Below are 17,582 nucleotides of genomic sequence, written 5' to 3'. Positions count from 1 at the left end.
TCTAATTAATTATGAATATTAAATGTAAGATTATTCAAAACAGTATTGCCTTAGTTACTATTAATGAACCAAAAACTTATAACTCTTTATCGTTTAAAAATTTAAGTGATTTAATCAAAGTATTTAAGAAGCTTGATAAAGATAAAAATACTAAGGTTATAATTTTAGAGGGAGCCGGAAAAGGTTTTAGTGCTGGACACAACTTAAAAGAAGTTAAAAGTTTAAAAATTAAAAATAAGTATCAAAAGCTATTTAATCTTTGTTCAAAATTGATGATGCAAATTGTTGAAGGAAAAAAACCTGTTATTGCAAAAGTTCATGGAGCGGCTTTCGCTGCAGGATGTCAATTGGTTGCGAGTTGTGACTTAGCTTACAGTACTAAAGACGCGTTATTTGCAACACCAGGAGTAAATATAGGATTGTTTTGCAGTACTCCTATGGTTGCTGTTAGTAGAAAAATCCAAAGAAAACCTATGATGAAAATGTTATTAACTGGGGAACCAATCAAAGCAAATTATGCAAAAGAATTAGGTTTGATTAATGATTGCTTCCATAAATCAAAATTAAACAATGAAGTTTTAAAACTTGCCAAAAAAATTGCCTCAAAATCTAATCTTACAATTAAAATTGGTAAGCAAGCTTTTTACAAGCAGTTAGAAATGCCATTAAGTAAAGCTTATGCTTATACGAGTAAAATGATGACTTTAAATATGATGGCAATGGACGCACAGGAAGGAATTTCTGCATTTCTTCAAAAAAGAAAACCTGTTTGGAAAAATAGATAATGATAGATGAAAAAATAAAAGAAATTTTGTCAAATTCTAAAACAATTGCAATGATTGGAGTTAGCAAAGATACAAGTAAAACTTCGACTATAGTTATGAAATATATGCAAGAATATGGATTTAAAGTTATTCCTGTAAACCCAAGATCTAAAGGTGAGAAAGTATTAGGTGAAGAGTTTGTTGGAAGTTTAAATGAGATAAAAGAAAAAGTTGATATAGTTAATGTTTTCAGACCTTCTAAAGAAGCAGAAGGTTTTGCTAATGAAACTGTACAAATAAAAGCAAAAACTTTATGGCTCCAACTTGGAATTAAATGTGAGAAAGCTAAAAGAATTACTTCAAGAAATAACATTGAGTATATTGAAAACCGATGTACAAAGATGGAATATCAAAAACACTTTCTAAAAATCAGACAAGCGTTTCCAGTACTAAGTAATTAATGACAATAGTAAATTTCACACCTTATTCTGCGTTGATTGGAGGAATAATTATAGGTTTAGCTGTAGTAATTTTCTTCTTGTTTAATGGAAGATTAGTAGGAATAAGTGGAATTGCAGCTAATACACTAAATCAAAAAGAGAGAAGAATTGATAATATTTTATTTTTAGCAGGTTTAATTATTGGTCCAATTCTCTATTCTTTAATTTCAAATAAAGAAATTAATATTTCAATTTCAAATTCTTTCCCTTTATTAATCGTGGCGGGATTATTAGTTGGCATCGGGACCAAAATAAGCGGAGGTTGCACAAGCGGGCATGGTATTAGTGGAATTGGAAGATTTTCTTTAAGATCAATTATAGCAACAATAACTTTTATGGTTGTTGGAATTTTAACAGTTTTGATAAAAAATTTAGTATGACTAGAATTATCTCATTAGTTTCAGGGATTATTTTTGGAATAGGTTTGGTTATTAGTGAAATGATTAATCCTGAAAAAGTTTTAGGTTTTTTAGATTTATTTGGTAATTGGGATCCTTCATTAGCATTTGTAATGATTGGAGCGTTATTAGTATCTTCACCTCTATTTCATTTGATCAAAAAAAAAGAAAAACCTATATGCGAAGTTTCATTTAATATTCCAAATAATAAAGAGATAAACAAAAAATTAGTTTTAGGTTCATTAATGTTTGGTGTAGGTTGGGGACTTGGTGGTCTATGCCCTGGTCCAGCAATTTCATCAATCGCATTAATAAACTATTATTCTATTTCTTTTGTAATAGCGATGTTTGTAGGGTTTTATTTAGCTAAGTTGTTTGAATCTACGACCCAAGCACGATGATAAAAGTTATCAATATTCTTTTGAATTAAACTTTTTGCAAAATCTTCAGCTTTATTTTTAGAAAAAGGACCATGTTGGTTTTTTGTTTCTTCTTTGATAGATTTTATATCATTAGGATCAGCATGATCACCTTCAATTACATAGTAATTTTCCATAAAATTCTTATATAATTAATATAAAAATTATGAAGAAAATTTTTTTAGTATACGGTCACTACGATGACGCATCATTTAATGCGGCTATTCGAGATGAGTTTATAAAAACCTCAAAAGAAAAGGGCAATCAAGTTGATGTTGTTGATCTATATAAAGAGAAGTTTAACCCAGTTTTTGCAGGTGAAGATCCAGATAAAGAAGTTTTAGATCACAGAAAAAGAATAGAAGAAGCAGATACAATTGTTTTAATTGCTCCAATTTGGAATTTCAGAATGCCAGCAATTGTTGAAGGCTGGATAGATAAAGTGCTAGCTCCACCTTGGGCCTTTAAATTTAAACAATTAGTTGGGAACTATGGTTATCCAATTGGAAACCTAAAAGATAAAAGAGCTATAATTTTTTGTACTTATGGATCTCCAAGGCTAGCAATTACTACTTTCTTTTTAAATTTACCAATTAGAAGATTAAAAAGAGGTGTTTTTCACATGTGTGGAATTTATAATATAATTTATAGGAGATACTTTGCTGTGCCATTCGTTGGTGATGAAAAAAGAAAAGAGTTTTTAAATGATGTTAGAGAAACTGCAAATAACGTTTAAATCATTTGTTATATTGATATTACTCACATGTTTATCAAAAGCAGATTTAATTAAACCTAGTAAAGATATTTCACCGAAGCAGGTTGTAGAAATCCAACTTAGAGGATTAATGAAGAATGATAAGGATTTTACGGACAGCGGTATTGAACAAACTTGGAATTTTGCACATCCATCAAACAAACAAGTAACAGGTCCTCTACCAAGATTTAAGACTATGATTAAAGGAAAATCCTATTCAATGATGATTGATCATTTGGAACATACAGTCACTCAATTAGCTTTTGGCGACAATTGGGCTCAGTTTGAGGTTATAATCTTAGGGAAAGATAAGAACTATCATAAGTTCAATTGGCAAGTTGAAAAATTAAACACAGATGGTCCTCTAAAGGATTGCTGGCTGACGACCATGGTTTCCCAACCTATATCTTTGGGCAACTCAATTTAATTATCCACAGATACATTTTTCTTTCGAAACTTTGAAAAATTTAGTAGGAATCTGCAAATGAAAACTAAAACTAAAGTTGTTGTTGTAGGTGGTGGAGTTGTAGGCGTTAGTGCTCTTTATCATTTAGCAAAAAAAGGTTGGTCAGATGTAGTTTTAGTTGAGAGAAAAGAATTAACTTCAGGTTCAACTTGGCATGCAGCAGGTTTGCTTCCTTTATTCAATATGAGTTACTCAGTAGGTCAACTTCATAAGTACGCAGTAAATTTATATAAAACACTCGAGGAAGAAACAGGAAAAAATGTTGGCTTTAGTGTTGTATCAAACATTAGACTTGCAAGCACTAAAGATAGAATGGATGAATATTATCAATACGCAGGGGTAGCGAAAACAATTGGTGTAGATGTAAAATTTTTAAAACCAGAACAAGTAAAAGAAATTTGGCCTTTATGTCATACAGATGATTTAGTCGGAGCAATTCAACATCCTGAAGATGGATATATTCAACCAGCAGATTTAACCCAAGCTCTTGCAACAGGAGCAAGAAATAGAGGGGCAGAGATTTATAGAAACACTACGGTTTTAGCAATGAGACAAACCAAAGATGGTTGGATTGTTGAAACAGATAAAGGCTCTATTGAATGTGAACATATAATTTCTTGCTCAGGAAACTTTGCTAGACAAACAGGTGAGATGGTTGGTTTAGAAATTCCAGTAATACCTGTTGAACATCAATATATTGTTACAGAACCTCATCCAGAAATTCAAAAAAGAAAAAAAGAAGGATTACCTGAGATGGGTGTTTTAAGAGATAGTGATAGCAGATGGTATATGAGAGAAGAAGCGGGTGGATTAATTTTAGGCCCATATGAAGATGGAGCACCAGCTTGCTATGTTGAAGGTCCATCAAAAGAATCTGAGTATGAATTATTTCAAGAAGATTTAGATAGACTTGCACCACACATTGAAGGCGCGATACATAGAGTTCCAGCTTTTGGAGAAGTAGGTGTTAAAAAAGTTTATAATGGTGCAATTTGTTATACACCAGATGGAAATCCAATTGTTGGTCCTGCATGGGGTTTAAAAAACTTCTGGATTAATGAAGGACATAGTTTTGGTATTACTGCAGCTGGTGGAGCTGGTTGGCAGTTAGCAGAATGGATTGTAGACGGTGAACCAACTATTGATATGCTTGGTGTAGAACCAAGAAGATATGGTAATTATTGTTCTAAATCATATTTAAAAGCTAAAAATGAAGAAGCTTATAGTCATGTATTTATTGTTCATTATCCAGATGAAGAAAGACCTGCCGCAAGACCTTTAAGAACTTCTCCTTGCTATGAGAGAATGAAAAACTTAGGTGCAGTATTTGGTCAAAAATTTGGATGGGAAAGACCAAACTTTTTTGCAACAGATGGAATGGAACAAAAAGATGATTGGTCATTTAGAAGATCAAAGTGGTTTGATGCAATCAAAAAGGAATGTCAGAATGTAAAAGAAAATGTTGGCTTACTTGATATGACAGCATTTGCTAAATGTAGAATTAAAGGACCTAAAGCAGAAGAATTTTTAGATTTCTTAGTTGCAAACAAACTTCCTAAAAAAGTTGGAAGAATAAATTTATGTCATGCCCTGAATACAAAGGGTGGTGTTCATTCAGAATTTACAATCATGAAAGAAGCAGAGAACAGCTATTATTTAGTTTCAGCTGGAGCTAACTTAAGATTAGACCATGATTGGATACAAAAGTGGATGCCAACAGATGGATCGGTAATATTTGAAGATCTTACAAACAGCAATGGTGTCTTGGTTGTAGCTGGACCAAAAGCAAGAAAATTAATGGAAAAAGTTTCTAAAGATGATTTTTCAAATGAAAACTTTAAATGGTTAACAGCTAAAAAAGTAGATGTTGGTTACGCACCAGTAAATGCAATGAGAGTTAACTTTGTTGGTGAGTTAGGTTGGGAACTTCATCATCCTATTGAATATCAAAATCATATATTTGATAAATTAATGGAAGCTGGAAAAGAATTTGGAATTAAACCTTTTGGTATAAGAGCGATGAATAGCTTAAGAGTTGAGAAGTCTTACAAATTAGTAGGTACAGAACTTTCAATTGAGTATTCACCATACGAGTCTGGGTTAGATAGATTTATTCATCCAAATAAAGGAAAATTTATTGGACTTGAAGCATTGAATAAATGGAGAGAAAAAGGTTTTGATAATAAATTAGTGACATTAGAAGTTCATAATACTGAGGATGCTGATGTATTAGGAAATAATCCTATCTATCAAAATGACAAGGTAGTAGGTAGAGCAACTGGTGGAGAGTATGGATTTAGATTAGATAAATCTATTGCTTTAGCTATGGTCAAACCTGACGTTGCGACAGTTGGCGAAAAATTAAAAGTTGATATTTTAGGTAAAATGTACGACGCTACTGTTTTAGATGAGAGTCCATATGACCCTGAAAATAATTTATTAAGAGCTTAATGAAAATTTTAGTAGCAGTAAAAAGAGTAATTGATTACAACGTACAGATCAGAGTTAAAGAAGATGGTACAGGTGTTGTTACTGACAATGTTAAAATGTCAACTAATCCACCTGATGATAACGCAGTCGAAGAAGCAGTAAAAATTAAAGAAGCGGGAAAAGCTACAGAAGTAGTTGCAGTTACAATTGGTGAAGAAAAAGCTCAAGAGACAGTTAGAAAAGCTTTAGCGGTTGGAGCAGATAGAGGAATTCATGTTAAAGTTGATGGAACAATTGAACCCTTAGCCGTTTCAAAGTTATTACAAAAAGTTGTTGAAAAAGAAAAACCAGATCTAGTTTTTATGGGTAAACAAGCAATTGATGATGATTGTAATCAAACTGGTCAAATGTTAAGTGCGCTTTTAAATTGGCCACAAGCAACCTTTGCTTCAAAGATAGATGTAAAAGATGGCAAACTAGAAGTTGTTAGAGAAATTGATGAAGGCTTAGAAACAATTGAAATTAATGTTCCAGCAATTATTACTTGTGATTTAAGATTAAATGAGCCTAGATACGCTTCATTACCAAACATAATGAAAGCTAAGAAAAAACCAATTGATCAATTAAATGCAGCAGATCTTGGTGTGGATACAAAACCTAGAGTGGAAGTATTAAAAGTTGAAGAACCACCAAAAAGAAAAGCAGGTATTAAAGTAGCAAATGTTGCAGAACTAGTACAAAAATTAAAAAATGAAGCAAAGGTAATATAATGGCAGTTTTATTAATAGCAGAGCACAACAATAAAGAATTAAAACCATTCACATTAAACGCATTAACAGCAGCATCACAAATTGATGCAGAAGTTCACGCTTTAATAATTGGAAATAATTCAGCTGAAGCTGCAAAAGCTTTATCTGAATTACCGTTAGTTAAAAAAGTTCTAACTGTTGAAGCGCCACATTATGAAAATTTTGTTGCAGAAAACTTTGCTCCTGTAGTTATAAAAATTGCAGAAAACTATTCACATGTTGTTTGTTCAGCAAATACTTTTGGTAAAAATTTGATGCCTAGAATAGCAGCAAATTTAGATACATCTCAAATTAGTGATATTACAAAAGTAATTTCAGCAGACACTTTTTTAAGACCAATTTATGCTGGAAATGCATTTGCAACTGTTAAAAGCAATGATCCAAAAAAATGTGTAACAATCAGACCTACATCTTTTGATACTTGTGAAAGCAGTGGTGGATCTGCGCCAATAGAAAAAGTTGATCCTAGCGAAGAGTTTGCATCGACAAAATTTGTTAAAAGAGAAGAAATTAAATCTGACAGACCAGAACTCGGTACCGCAAGAGTTGTAGTCTCTGGTGGAAGAGGAATGCAAAATGGAGATAATTTTAAATTGATTACTGCAGTTGCAGACAAATTAAATGCTGCAATTGGCGCTTCAAGAGCTGCGGTTGATGCTGGTTATATTAGTAATGATCACCAAGTTGGACAAACAGGAAAAGTTGTTGTGCCAGATCTTTATATTGCAGTGGGTATTTCAGGTGCTATTCAGCATTTAGCTGGAATGAAAGAAAGTAAAATTATAGTTGCTATCAATAAAGATGGTGAAGCGCCAATTTTTAGTGTAGCAGATTATGGTTTAGAAGCAGATTTATTTGAAGCTCTTCCTCAATTCCTAGAAGAATTGAACAAATTAAACACTATACAAAAATAACAAATTCTGTAAAAAATCATACTATGACAAGAGAGTCGATGGAATATGATGTTGTTATTGTTGGTGGTGGGCCATCAGGATTAGCAACTGCAATAAAACTTAAACAGTTAGACTCAAACCTAAATGTTTGTCTTTTAGAAAAAGCTTCAGAAATTGGTGCACACATCTTAAGTGGAAATGTTTTTGAAACTAGAGCTTTAGATGAATTATTACCAAATTGGAAAGAATTAAACTCACCTATTAAAACAAAAGTATCAAAAGAGAAATTTTTATTTTTAGGTAAAGAAAAATCTTTAAGCTGGCCTACGTGGTTATTGCCAGCGGTTCAACAAAATCATAAAAACTATATCATTAGTTTAGCTAATCTATGTAGATGGCTTGCCGAACAAGCAGAAGGGTTAGGAGTTGAAATATTCCCAGGGTTTCCTGCTAGTGAAATTCTTTATAATGAAGATGGATCTGTAAAAGGTGTGGCAACTCAAGATATGGGTATTGATAAAGAAGGAAACAAAAAAGATAGTTATGAACCTGGTATGGAATTGCACGGCAAAGTAACAGTCTTTGCAGAAGGTTGCAGAGGTCATTTAGGCAAACAATTAATAAATAAATTTGAACTAAATAAAGGAAAAGATCCTCAACAATATGGAATTGGTTTTAAAGAAATTTGGGAAGTAAGTGAAGACACTCATGAAGAAGGATTAGTAACGCATACAGCTGGCTGGCCTCTAGATAATAGCACTTATGGTGGAAGTTTTATGTATCATGCAGAGAATAAACAGGTTTTTTTAGGCTATGTAATTGGTTTAGATTACAAAAATCCTCATCTTTCTCCTTTTGATGAGTTTCAAAGATTTAAAACACATCCAGCAATCAAAAAAATATTAGAAGGTGGTAAAAGAATATCTTATGGCGCAAGAGCTTTGATTGAAGGAGGCTTTCAAAGTTTACCTAAAATGTTTATGCCAGGTGCATTACTAGTAGGCTGTGATGCCGGAACTCTTAATATGCCGAAAATTAAAGGCTCTCATACAGCAATGAAAAGTGGAATGATTGCTGCAGAAACAATAATTGAACATATAAAAGATAATAAGGATTTATCTTCTTATGAGGAAAAATTTAAGAAAAGCTGGTTATATGAAGAATTATTTAGAGCAAGAAATGTTAAACCAAGTTTTAGTCGGGGTTTAATTTTAGGTATTATTTTTACTGGTATAGATCAAATAATATTTAGAGGTAAATTACCTTTTACTCTTAAACATAAACATGCTGATCACGAAACATTAAAGCCAGCAAACGAAATGCCAAAAATAGATTATCCAAAACCTGATAATATAATTACATTTGATAAAACAAGCTCTGTTTATTTAACTGGCACAAATCATGAAGATAATCAGCCAGTACATTTAAAACTTAAAGACCCAGAATTACCAATTAAATATACATTAGAACAATTTGATGAACCTGCGCAAAGATATTGCCCCGCAGGAGTTTATGAAGTTCAAAAAGAAGGTGATGTTAATAAATTTGTTATTAATTCTCAAAATTGTATTCATTGCAAAACTTGTGATATCAAAGAACCTTCACAAAATATCACTTGGGTAACTCCTGAGGGTGGTGGTGGGCCTAAGTATGGAAATATGTAGATCTTAAGACAGATCTATTGCAAATTTCTTTAAAGTTTCAATTGGAATAAGTTTTAGAGTATTTTCGTGTGTGCATTTTAATTTAATTGGACAACCTTTACCCGCTTCTACTGCTCTTGCATACCAGGTTGCACAAACACACCAACCATCTCCATCTTTTAAACCTGGAAATCCAAATTCTGGATGAGGTGTGATTAAATCATTACCAGCTTTTTTGCACCATTCAAGAAATTCAGTAGTTACTTTCGCACAAACGGTATGAACACCATGATCGTTTTCATCTGTATTGCAACAGCCGTCCCTATACCAACCCGTTAAAGGATCATTTGAGCATTCTTCAAGTTTCTCTCCTAAAACATTTTTTTGATTTTTATCTTCCATAAAAAATTACCCTTCATAAATATTGTAAATATCCTGATCAATATCTGCGTTAAAAGAAACTGATCGCCTTTCCTCGTTGCCATAAAAGGGATAAACTGTATGCATTAGGTAATGTGGAAATAACCAAAACTCTCCAACTTTTGGTTTAATTGTATGAATCGAGCTTGAGTTAAACATTCTATTTCCATGAATAAAACTTATTTGACCATTTTTATTTTTTTTATTTTGTTGAAAAGTTTTACCAAAATCATTTGGAAGCTTTAAGTATCCCACACCTGAAATATGACCACTATGGTAATGAATAGGATTATACTCATTTTCAAATTGTCTGACTATCCAACTATTTCTTATTTCAAACTTTGAAATTTTTTTATTCATTGCCGCATTCAACCAAGCAGTTACACCTCTTTGTAAAAAATTAGCAAAACCTGAATTTTCTAAGATATCTTTTTCAAGGATGAACTCTTGTTTAACATTACCTGCTAAAGTGATTCCGATGTCAAGCTCTTGTGATTTCCTTTCATCATCAATAATTCTTTCAACATATTCATTTAAAGAATTTACAACGCTAGTTGGAAGTTCGATTTTAGCAATCGAAGGACCAAATGGTCTAAAAATATTTATTGTATCATTTCCCATTTTTTTGAAAAAAATATAATTTATCCATAAACATTAAAAATTTCATCATCTATTTTAGCATTAAATGAAATAGATCTTCGTTCCTCATCAGACTCTTTAAATGGATAAACAACATGCATCATGTAATTAGGAAAAAAATAAAAATCTCCTACTTTTGGTTTTATTGTATAAGTAGAGTCGTTTAAAAACATTCTTGAACCATGTATTAATTGTAAGTTACCACCTTTGTAATTTTTATTTTCTTTATTCTGCACATGTTTACCAAAAATTTTAGGGACTTTTAAAAAACCTGCCCCTGAAATATGTCCATTATGCCAATGGACAGGATTATACTCATTCTTAAACTGACGAACAGCCCAACTTTCAATAATGTTGAATTTTGTAATTTTTTTACCCATTTCAGAACCTATCCATTTTCCAACACTAAGTCCTAAAAAGTTTCCCCATCCAGATTTTTGCATAATTTCAGTTTCTAATTTTATTTCTTGCGAAACATCACCAACCAGTTGTTCCCCAAAATTTAGTTTTTTAGATAATTCTTTATCTTCAACTATATTATCTATGTATTCATTTAATTGATTTAATATTTCATTTGGTATTTTGACTTTAAGAATTGATGGACCAAATTGTTTAATTATTTCAAAATCTTTTTCTTTATCCATTAAATTTTTGTTGGATTTGGTTGACCTTTATAAACTTCTTCAGGATCAAATTTTTTCTCATCTTCTAGAAATTTCATTTCTATTTTTCTCGCATTATCAATTGGGCCCAATGGTATAGATCTATAAAAACATGATCTGTAACCAACATGACAACTTGCACCTTCACCAATATCTACTGTTAACCAAACAGAGTCTTGGTCATCATCAATTCTAATTTCTTTCACCTTTTGTACAAAACCACTTGTTTTACCTTTATGCCAAATTGCTTTTCTTGATCTGCTAAAATAATGAGCCTCTTTTGTTTCTATAGTTTTTTGAAAAGCTTCAACATTCATGTAGCCATGCATTAAAATATCTTTAGTCTTGGCACACATAGTAATGACAGGTATCAATCCATCATTATCAAATTTTGGTGAAAGAAGATTCCCTTCTTCTATTTCTTCAACGTTTTCTCTTTTTTTGAACATATGGAGTGGTTTTGTAGCACAAATTTACTCATATTAAATATTTTAAAAATATTAATTTATATGTATAAGTCCCTACAATGAAATTAGTAAAAGACGACAATATAAAAGAACAATCAAAAAAAGTTTCAGATGACGAAGCATTAGAAGCCTTTCGAACGATACTTAGCTGGATGGGTGAAGATCCAAGTAGAGAAGGTTTAATTGAAACACCAAAAAGAGTTTTAAAAGCTTATAAAGAGTATTTTGGTGGATATAGCTTAGATGCAAATAAAGTTTTAGAGAAAACTTTTGGCGATGTAGAGGGTTATGACGATATGGTTGTTGAGAAGAATATTTCAGTAACTAGTCATTGTGAACACCACATGGCTCCGATTGTTGGTACAGCGCATTTAGCATATATTCCAAAAGAAAGAGTAGTAGGTTTAAGCAAACTAGCCAGAGTAGTAGAAGTATTTTCAAAAAGATTGCAAACTCAAGAAAGATTAACAATGCAAATTGCACAATCTTTAATGACAGCTTTAGATGCAAAAGGTGTAGCTGTAACAATTGATGCTGCGCACCAATGTATGACTATGAGAGGAATTAAAAAAGAAAATGCTACTACAGTTACTAATTATTTTTTAGGTCAATTTAAAGAAGATCTATCGATCCAAAATAGATATTTAAGGTTTATAAGTAAATAAAGTGTCAAACCAATTCAAAGCAATAGTTCTCAATCAAGAAGGTGAGAACTTTACTAGAGAAATAAAATCTTTAGATAAAAGTTTTTTAAAGTATGGCGATGTAACCGTTAAAGTTGATTACTCAGATTTAAATTTTAAAGATGGAATGATTTTAAAAAATGGTGGAAGGTTAGTTAAAGAATTTCCACATATACCAGGTATAGATTTTTCAGGAACAGTAATTGAAAGTGAAAATTCTAAATTTAAAGAAGGTGATGAAGTTATACTTACAGGATTTAGAGTTGGTGAAGTTTTTTACGGTGGCTATTCACAAATAGCAAAAGTTGATGGAAATTTTTTAGTAAAAAAACCATCAAACTTAACATCAAAACAAGTAATGATTTTAGGAACGGCAGGCTTTACATCTTTAATGAGCGCATTTGCCATCCAAGCTCGTGAGGAAATTTTATTAGGTGAAAAAGTAAATGATGTTTTGGTTACTGGTGCAACAGGCGGTGTTGGTAGTGTAGCTGTCATTGCGTTAAACAAATTAGGATATAATGTAACTGCAGTTACAGGTAAAGAATCAAAAGCGGATTATCTAAAATCACTTGGCGCAAAAAATGTAATTAATAGATCTGAGTTTGATAAAGATCCAAAGTTGATTGATAAAGGTTTATGGGATGGTGTTGTTGATACAGTTGGTGGAAAAATTTTAGCAAATACAATTGTTCAAACAAAACCAAATGGAATTATTGCTGTTTGTGGAAATGCAAATACTAATGAATTAAATACAAATGTTATTCCATTTATGTTGAGAGGAATTAAGCTTTGGGGAATGGACTCTGCAAATTGCAGTATTAAAAGAAGAGAATTTATTTGGGGAGAAGCAGCAAATTTAATAGATTTTAGTTTGATAGAACCATCAGTTCAAACTGTTAGCTTAGAGGAGTTAATTGAAACTTATCCTAAAATTTTAAAAGGAGAAATATCTGGAAGAGTTTTAGTTGATCTTAATAAGTAATGGATTGGGATAAACTAAAAATTTTTCATGCAGTTGCAGAAGCTGGAAGTTTTACTAACGCAACAATAAACCTAAATCTAAGTCAATCAGCGATTAGCAGACAAATCCAGTCTTTAGAACAAGATTTAAAAGTTCAATTATTTGAAAGACATGCAAGAGGACTTACTTTAACTGAGAATGGTGAGTACGTATTTAAAACAGCCCATGAAGTTATAAGTAAATTAAAAGAAGTAGAAACCTCATTAGGAGATCAAAAAAATAAACCAACAGGAAAACTTACAATTACAACAGTTAGAAGCTTTGGTACTCACTGGTTAACTCCAAGAATTCAGGAGTTTATGACTTTAAACCCTGAAATAGAAATAGAATTGATATTTGAAGATAAAGAATTGGACTTAAGTACCAGACAGGCTGATATTGGTATTTTCATGAGAAGACCAAAACAACTAAATTATATTCAAAAAAAGCTTATAGATCTTAAATATTATATTTATGGTTCTAATAAATATTTAGAAAAATTTGGAATGCCGAAAACAATAAATGATTTAAATAAGCATAAATTTATTTCATTTGGAAAAGGTGCGCCGTCACCAGTTTATAATCCAGACTGGGCTTTAAAATTAGGTATGCCTGATGGTAAAAAAAGAAAATCTGTAATGAAAGTAAATAGTGTTATGGGTTTATTGTTAGCAGTTGAAGCTGGTGTTGGATTAGCGGCATTGCCAGAATATTTAGTAACAAACTCCTCCAATGTAATAAAAGTACTTCCTAAATCTGAGGGACCAATTACTGAAGCTCATTTTGTTTACCCACAATCATTAAAAAACACTGCCAGAGTTCAGGCATTTAGAAATTTCTTGTTCAGTAAAATAGGTGATTGGAACTCTTAAATATAAGGGTTGACAAGCTTATTTGCGATTGATAATCATTCGCAACTAGATTTTTTCTTAACAATTAAATCAAAATCACATGAAAATATTAACAGTTGTTGTATTTATAATTTGTTCAATAAAACAGTTATCTTTAGCTGAAGAAGTTAATGTATTTAGCTCAAGACATTACGATTCTGATATTCAGTTGTATGAAAAATTTACAGCTAAGACAGGTATAAAAGTTAATGTTGTTTCAGGAAAAGATAAAGCGCTTCAAAAAAGAATAATTGAAGAAGGAGCTAATTCAAAAGCAGATTTATACATTACTGCTGATGCAGGAAGATTAGGTGCTTTTGATCGAGATGGAATGTTTCAAAAAACAACATCTTCTTTTATTGAAAAACAAGTTCCAAAAACTCTAAGATCTCAAAATTGGACAGGTATAGCAAAAAGGGCAAGAGTTATTTTTTATTCAAAAGAACGAGTATCTGATCAAGAAATTAATGGTTTACGTTATGAAGATTTAGGAAATAAAATATGGAAAAATAGAATTGTTATTAGAAAATCTGATAATATTTATAATCAATCTCTAATTGCTTCCTTAATTCATAACAATGGAAAAGATAAAGTAAATAAATGGTTAAATAGTTTTATTAGTAATTTTGCAAGATCACCAAAAGGAAATGATCGAGCTCAGATTTTAGCTGTAGCAGCAGGGGAAGCAGATATAGCTATAGCTAATACTTATTATTATGCGCTGATGTTATCTGGTCAAAAAGGAGAAGAACAAAGAGAAGCTGCAAAAAAAGTAAGTCCTTTTTTTCCAAATCAAAACGACAGAGGAACACATATAAACATAAGCGGCGTAGGGATACTTAAAAATTCTCCAAACTCAGATAATGCTTTAAAGTTGATTGAATTTTTACTTACAAAAGAAGCTCAAGAGCATATTGTAAAAAATACATTTGAATATTCAATTCTTGAAAATGTAAGATCTCATGAATTAATTGAATCTATGGGAGATTTTAAACAAGATTTAGATACACCTGTTGCAGAATTTATTAATCATCAAGCAGATGCATTTAAACTTATGTTAATTTCAGGATGGAAATAAATGTCTAATAAAATTAATATTTGGTATTTAAGTTCTTTTTTAATTTCTTTGTTTGTAGCAATCCCAATATTAACTGTGTTTGGAAGTTTTTTTGAAAATACAGGTTCTTATACAACAATATTAAAAGATACATTTCTCTTTGATTATATATTCAATTCAGTTTTACTTTTAATTGGAGTGTTATTTCTTACATTAATTATTGGAGTAGGCACTGCTTATTTAGTTTCATTTTATGACTTTCCTGGAGTTAATTTTTTTAAATGGAGTTTAATCTTATCTTTTGCGGTACCTGCTTATATTTACTCGTACTCTTTAACTGCATTTTTTGAAAATTATGGAACTGCTTTTACAATTCTTAAAAGTTTATTTGGTGATGGTGATTACAATAAATTTATTCCAAAGATGGATGGAATGATTGGTGCAATAATTGCAATTTCATTTTCAATTTTTGGATATGTTTATGTTTTAACTAGGGCTTCATTTAATTATCAATCTCAAAATCTAATTGACCTTGGAAAAAATTTAGGGTTTTCAAAATCAAAGTCTTTTTTTAAAATAATTTTACCATCAGCAAGACCTGCAATCATTGCTGGTCTTTCCTTAGTAGCCATGGAGACTTTATCAGACTTTGGAGCAGTTTCATTCTTTGGAATATCTACTTTAACTACAGGAATTTATAATGCTTGGATTGCCTTTGATGATTTAGTGTTAGCTAATAGAATATCATTTTTTTTACTAATTTTTATTCTAGCTCTTTTTTTATTAGAAAATTTTTCAAGAAAAAAAGCCCAATATCACTCGACAGCTAAAGGTGGTTTTAAGACAAAATCTAAGATTAAATTACAAGGTTATAAATCAAAATTAGCCTGCATTACTTGTGGATTAATATTTTTTTTGAGCTTTGTGTTTCCAGTTTCACAAATGCTTTATTGGACTATAATTTTTCCAAAACATTTAAATGATTTAAATATCTCAGAGTTAGTTTTGAATACGGTAACTCTAGTGATTTTATCTTGTTTAATATTAATTCTATTTGCTTTTTTATCAAATTATGGAAATCGAATTTCAAGAAGCAAATTTCTTGAAATATTAACTACTTTTTCAATTTCTGGTTATGCAATTCCAGGCATTATCTTAGCTGTAGCATTTATTAGTTTTGTATCTTTTGTTGATTTTACATTTTCAAATTTTCTGAATTTGAAATCAGTTTTTATCGGATCAATCTTTGGGTTAGTTATTGTATATTTTATTAGATTTTACTCTTTAGCAAACAATGGAATTAAATCTGGATACTTGAAAATAAATTATTCAATAGATGAAAGTGCATATTTATTGGGTTATTCAAAATTCAAAACATTTACCAATATTCATTTACCTTATTTAAAGAATTCAATTTTATTAATTGGAATTTTGTTATCAATCGAGATCATTAAAGAACTCCCAATTACATTGATAATGAGACCGTTTAATTTTGAAACATTTGCAACTAAAGCCTATACTTTTGCGTCTCAAGATTTATTAGAAGCTGCTGCGGCCCCTTCATTAATATTAATTATTATTGCAAGTATTTTTATTTTAACTACATCTAAATACATACTGAGAGATTAATGAAAAAAAGTTTTTTAGAAATTGAAAATGTAACTTTTGCAGCAAGTAATAAGAATAAAGTAAACAATGTTACATTTAATATAGAAAATGAAGGAGATATTGTTTGTCTACTTGGGCCATCTGGTATTGGCAAAACTACTATTCTTAGAACAATTGCAGGGTTAGAAAGAATCAATTCAGGTAAAATAGTTCTTAACGATAGATTACTTTCTTCTAAAGACAAACATGTTGAGCCTGAAAAAAGAAATGTTTCATTAGCCTTTCAAGATAATTCATTATTTCCACACTATACAGTTTTAGAAAATATTTCTTTTGGCGCAGATAGAAATAAAAGAAAAAAAAAATTAAAGATTGATGATGTAGTAAATTTTTTACATCTTGATCATATTGTATCTAAATATCCTCATCAAATTAGCTCAGGTGAAGCTCAAAGAGCATCATTAGCAAGATCATTATTGTCAATGCCAGATCTATTATTATTAGATGAACCTCTTTCGAATGTTGATCAAAGTTTTAAAGAAGAAATTCAAGTTAAATTAAAACAGATTTTAAATGAGTATAAAATAACAACAATTATTGTTACTCATGACTCTTATGAAGCATTTTACTTAGGGAGTAAATGTGGAATTATTTTAAATGGACAATTAAAACAATACGATGATCCTTATAATGTCTATCATTTCCCAAATTCAGTCGAGGTAGTTAATTTTCTTAATAGAGGAATATTAATTCCAGCTAAAGTTACAGGTGAAAATTCTTTAGAAAATAAAGATTTAGGCACAATAGAAGGAAATTTTATTAAACATTATCCAAAAGGCTCAGAAGTAAAGCTACTACTTCAACCTGAAGATTTGGAACATGATGATAAAAGTAATCTTAAGCTTGAAGTAGTTGATAGAAAATTTAGAGGAACTAATTTCATTTATACTCTCAAAACACCTAGTGAAATGTTGATACCTGTTTTTGTGCATTCTCACCATATGCACCAACATGAAGTAGATGAAAAATTTGGTATTAAAAGACCGATTCATATTGATCATATAGTTTGCTTTTAGT

At 30.7% G+C, this 17,582-nt stretch carries 21 protein-coding genes; 16 read left to right on the top strand and 5 right to left on the bottom strand.

All coding sequences use genetic code 11. The annotated features are described in order from the left end of the window. Nucleotides 1–11: 11 nt before the first annotated feature. The 4 genes from ACTT9P_RS06045 to ACTT9P_RS06030 are packed head-to-tail and all read left to right on the top strand — an operon-like array spanning nucleotide 12 to nucleotide 2,063. A complete protein-coding gene (locus ACTT9P_RS06045) occupies nucleotides 12–785 on the top strand; it encodes an enoyl-CoA hydratase (protein ID WP_440909791.1) in 774 nt (257 codons plus the stop codon). Beyond that, complete coding sequence (locus ACTT9P_RS06040; RefSeq protein ID WP_440909790.1) at nucleotides 785–1,225, top strand: CoA-binding protein; 441 nt, start codon at nucleotides 785–787, stop codon at nucleotides 1,223–1,225. Before ACTT9P_RS06045 ends, ACTT9P_RS06040 begins: the two co-directional genes overlap by 1 nt. Beyond that, entirely contained in the window at nucleotides 1,225–1,644 is a 420-nt protein-coding gene (locus ACTT9P_RS06035; protein WP_440909789.1) for a YeeE/YedE family protein, read from the top strand. Before ACTT9P_RS06040 ends, ACTT9P_RS06035 begins: the two co-directional genes overlap by 1 nt. Continuing rightward, on the top strand, nucleotides 1,641–2,063 hold the full coding sequence (locus ACTT9P_RS06030) for a DUF6691 family protein (RefSeq protein WP_440909788.1): 423 nt from the start codon (nucleotides 1,641–1,643) through the stop codon (nucleotides 2,061–2,063). The genes ACTT9P_RS06035 and ACTT9P_RS06030 overlap by 4 nt, the downstream gene beginning before the upstream one ends. Here ACTT9P_RS06030 and ACTT9P_RS06025 read toward each other — a convergent pair. Next, complete coding sequence (locus ACTT9P_RS06025; protein ID WP_440909787.1) at nucleotides 2,021–2,218, bottom strand: hypothetical protein; 198 nt, start codon at nucleotides 2,216–2,218, stop codon at nucleotides 2,021–2,023. The two genes, ACTT9P_RS06030 and ACTT9P_RS06025, sit on opposite strands and share 43 nt — an antisense overlap. 29 nt (nucleotides 2,219–2,247) lie before the next feature. Here ACTT9P_RS06025 and ACTT9P_RS06020 point away from each other — a divergent pair, with 29 nt between their 5' ends. From ACTT9P_RS06020 to ACTT9P_RS05995, 6 genes are read left to right on the top strand one after another with little or no spacing between them, the layout of a single operon-like run. Beyond that, on the top strand, nucleotides 2,248–2,817 hold the full coding sequence (locus tag ACTT9P_RS06020; protein ID WP_440909786.1) for an NAD(P)H-dependent oxidoreductase: 570 nt from the start codon (nucleotides 2,248–2,250) through the stop codon (nucleotides 2,815–2,817). After that, nucleotides 2,786–3,262, top strand: coding sequence for a hypothetical protein (locus tag ACTT9P_RS06015; RefSeq protein WP_440909785.1), 477 nt, complete (start codon nucleotides 2,786–2,788; stop codon nucleotides 3,260–3,262). The genes ACTT9P_RS06020 and ACTT9P_RS06015 overlap by 32 nt, the downstream gene beginning before the upstream one ends. 57 nt (nucleotides 3,263–3,319) lie before the next feature. Then, complete coding sequence (locus ACTT9P_RS06010; RefSeq protein ID WP_014953475.1) at nucleotides 3,320–5,752, top strand: GcvT family protein; 2,433 nt, start codon at nucleotides 3,320–3,322, stop codon at nucleotides 5,750–5,752. Then, nucleotides 5,752–6,501 (top strand): electron transfer flavoprotein subunit beta/FixA family protein, encoded by a 750-nt coding sequence (locus ACTT9P_RS06005; RefSeq protein WP_440909784.1) that lies wholly within the window; start codon nucleotides 5,752–5,754, stop codon nucleotides 6,499–6,501. Before ACTT9P_RS06010 ends, ACTT9P_RS06005 begins: the two co-directional genes overlap by 1 nt. Next, on the top strand, nucleotides 6,501–7,454 hold the full coding sequence (locus ACTT9P_RS06000; RefSeq protein ID WP_440909783.1) for an electron transfer flavoprotein subunit alpha/FixB family protein: 954 nt from the start codon (nucleotides 6,501–6,503) through the stop codon (nucleotides 7,452–7,454). The genes ACTT9P_RS06005 and ACTT9P_RS06000 overlap by 1 nt, the downstream gene beginning before the upstream one ends. Before the next feature lie 23 nt (nucleotides 7,455–7,477). Continuing rightward, entirely contained in the window at nucleotides 7,478–9,097 is a 1,620-nt protein-coding gene (locus tag ACTT9P_RS05995) for an electron transfer flavoprotein-ubiquinone oxidoreductase (protein ID WP_440909782.1), read from the top strand. A 3-nt stretch (nucleotides 9,098–9,100) separates the two neighbouring features. Here ACTT9P_RS05995 and ACTT9P_RS05990 read toward each other — a convergent pair whose 3' ends face one another. From ACTT9P_RS05990 to hisI, 4 genes are read right to left on the bottom strand one after another with little or no spacing between them, the layout of a single operon-like run. Continuing rightward, a complete protein-coding gene (locus tag ACTT9P_RS05990) occupies nucleotides 9,101–9,478 on the bottom strand; it encodes a DUF2237 family protein (protein WP_440909781.1) in 378 nt (125 codons plus the stop codon). 6 nt (nucleotides 9,479–9,484) lie between these two features. Continuing rightward, the gene (locus ACTT9P_RS05985) at nucleotides 9,485–10,117 is read right to left on the bottom strand and encodes a putative 2OG-Fe(II) oxygenase (RefSeq protein WP_440909780.1); all 633 of its coding nucleotides are present in this window, start codon (nucleotides 10,115–10,117) and stop codon (nucleotides 9,485–9,487) included. Between the two features lie 20 nt (nucleotides 10,118–10,137). Next, entirely contained in the window at nucleotides 10,138–10,779 is a 642-nt protein-coding gene (locus ACTT9P_RS05980) for a putative 2OG-Fe(II) oxygenase (protein ID WP_440909779.1), read from the bottom strand. Beyond that, entirely contained in the window at nucleotides 10,779–11,246 is a 468-nt protein-coding gene (gene hisI / locus ACTT9P_RS05975) for a phosphoribosyl-AMP cyclohydrolase (RefSeq protein ID WP_440909778.1), read from the bottom strand. The genes ACTT9P_RS05980 and hisI overlap by 1 nt, the downstream gene beginning before the upstream one ends. A gap of 77 nt (nucleotides 11,247–11,323) precedes the next feature. Between hisI and folE the strand changes: the two genes are divergently transcribed. The 6 genes from folE (at nucleotide 11,324) to ACTT9P_RS05945 (ending at nucleotide 17,581) form a co-directional block, all read left to right on the top strand. Then, nucleotides 11,324–11,929 carry a GTP cyclohydrolase I FolE gene (gene folE, locus ACTT9P_RS05970; RefSeq protein ID WP_440909777.1) on the top strand — a complete coding sequence of 202 codons (606 nt, stop codon included), beginning with the start codon at nucleotides 11,324–11,326 and terminating at the stop codon, nucleotides 11,927–11,929. Nucleotide 11,930: 1 nt separating this feature from the next. Further along, complete coding sequence (locus tag ACTT9P_RS05965; protein ID WP_440909776.1) at nucleotides 11,931–12,932, top strand: MDR family oxidoreductase; 1,002 nt, start codon at nucleotides 11,931–11,933, stop codon at nucleotides 12,930–12,932. Further along, on the top strand, nucleotides 12,932–13,822 hold the full coding sequence (locus tag ACTT9P_RS05960; RefSeq protein ID WP_440909775.1) for a LysR family transcriptional regulator: 891 nt from the start codon (nucleotides 12,932–12,934) through the stop codon (nucleotides 13,820–13,822). Before ACTT9P_RS05965 ends, ACTT9P_RS05960 begins: the two co-directional genes overlap by 1 nt. A 79-nt stretch (nucleotides 13,823–13,901) precedes the next feature. Beyond that, complete coding sequence (locus ACTT9P_RS05955) at nucleotides 13,902–14,918, top strand: extracellular solute-binding protein (RefSeq protein WP_440909774.1); 1,017 nt, start codon at nucleotides 13,902–13,904, stop codon at nucleotides 14,916–14,918. Next, nucleotides 14,919–16,526: an ABC transporter permease gene (locus ACTT9P_RS05950; protein ID WP_440909773.1), complete on the top strand. Its 1,608-nt coding sequence runs from the start codon at nucleotides 14,919–14,921 to the stop codon at nucleotides 16,524–16,526. After that, nucleotides 16,526–17,581 carry an ABC transporter ATP-binding protein gene (locus ACTT9P_RS05945; RefSeq protein ID WP_440909772.1) on the top strand — a complete coding sequence of 352 codons (1,056 nt, stop codon included), beginning with the start codon at nucleotides 16,526–16,528 and terminating at the stop codon, nucleotides 17,579–17,581. The genes ACTT9P_RS05950 and ACTT9P_RS05945 overlap by 1 nt, the downstream gene beginning before the upstream one ends. Nucleotide 17,582: the final 1 nt, after the last annotated feature.

Origin of the sequence: Candidatus Pelagibacter sp., assembly GCF_052048095.1 — a bacterium.
Classification (GTDB): Bacteria; Pseudomonadota; Alphaproteobacteria; order Pelagibacterales; family Pelagibacteraceae; genus Pelagibacter.
Note: the sequence above shows the minus strand (reverse complement) of the source record. Positions and strands in the feature narration are given on the sequence as shown.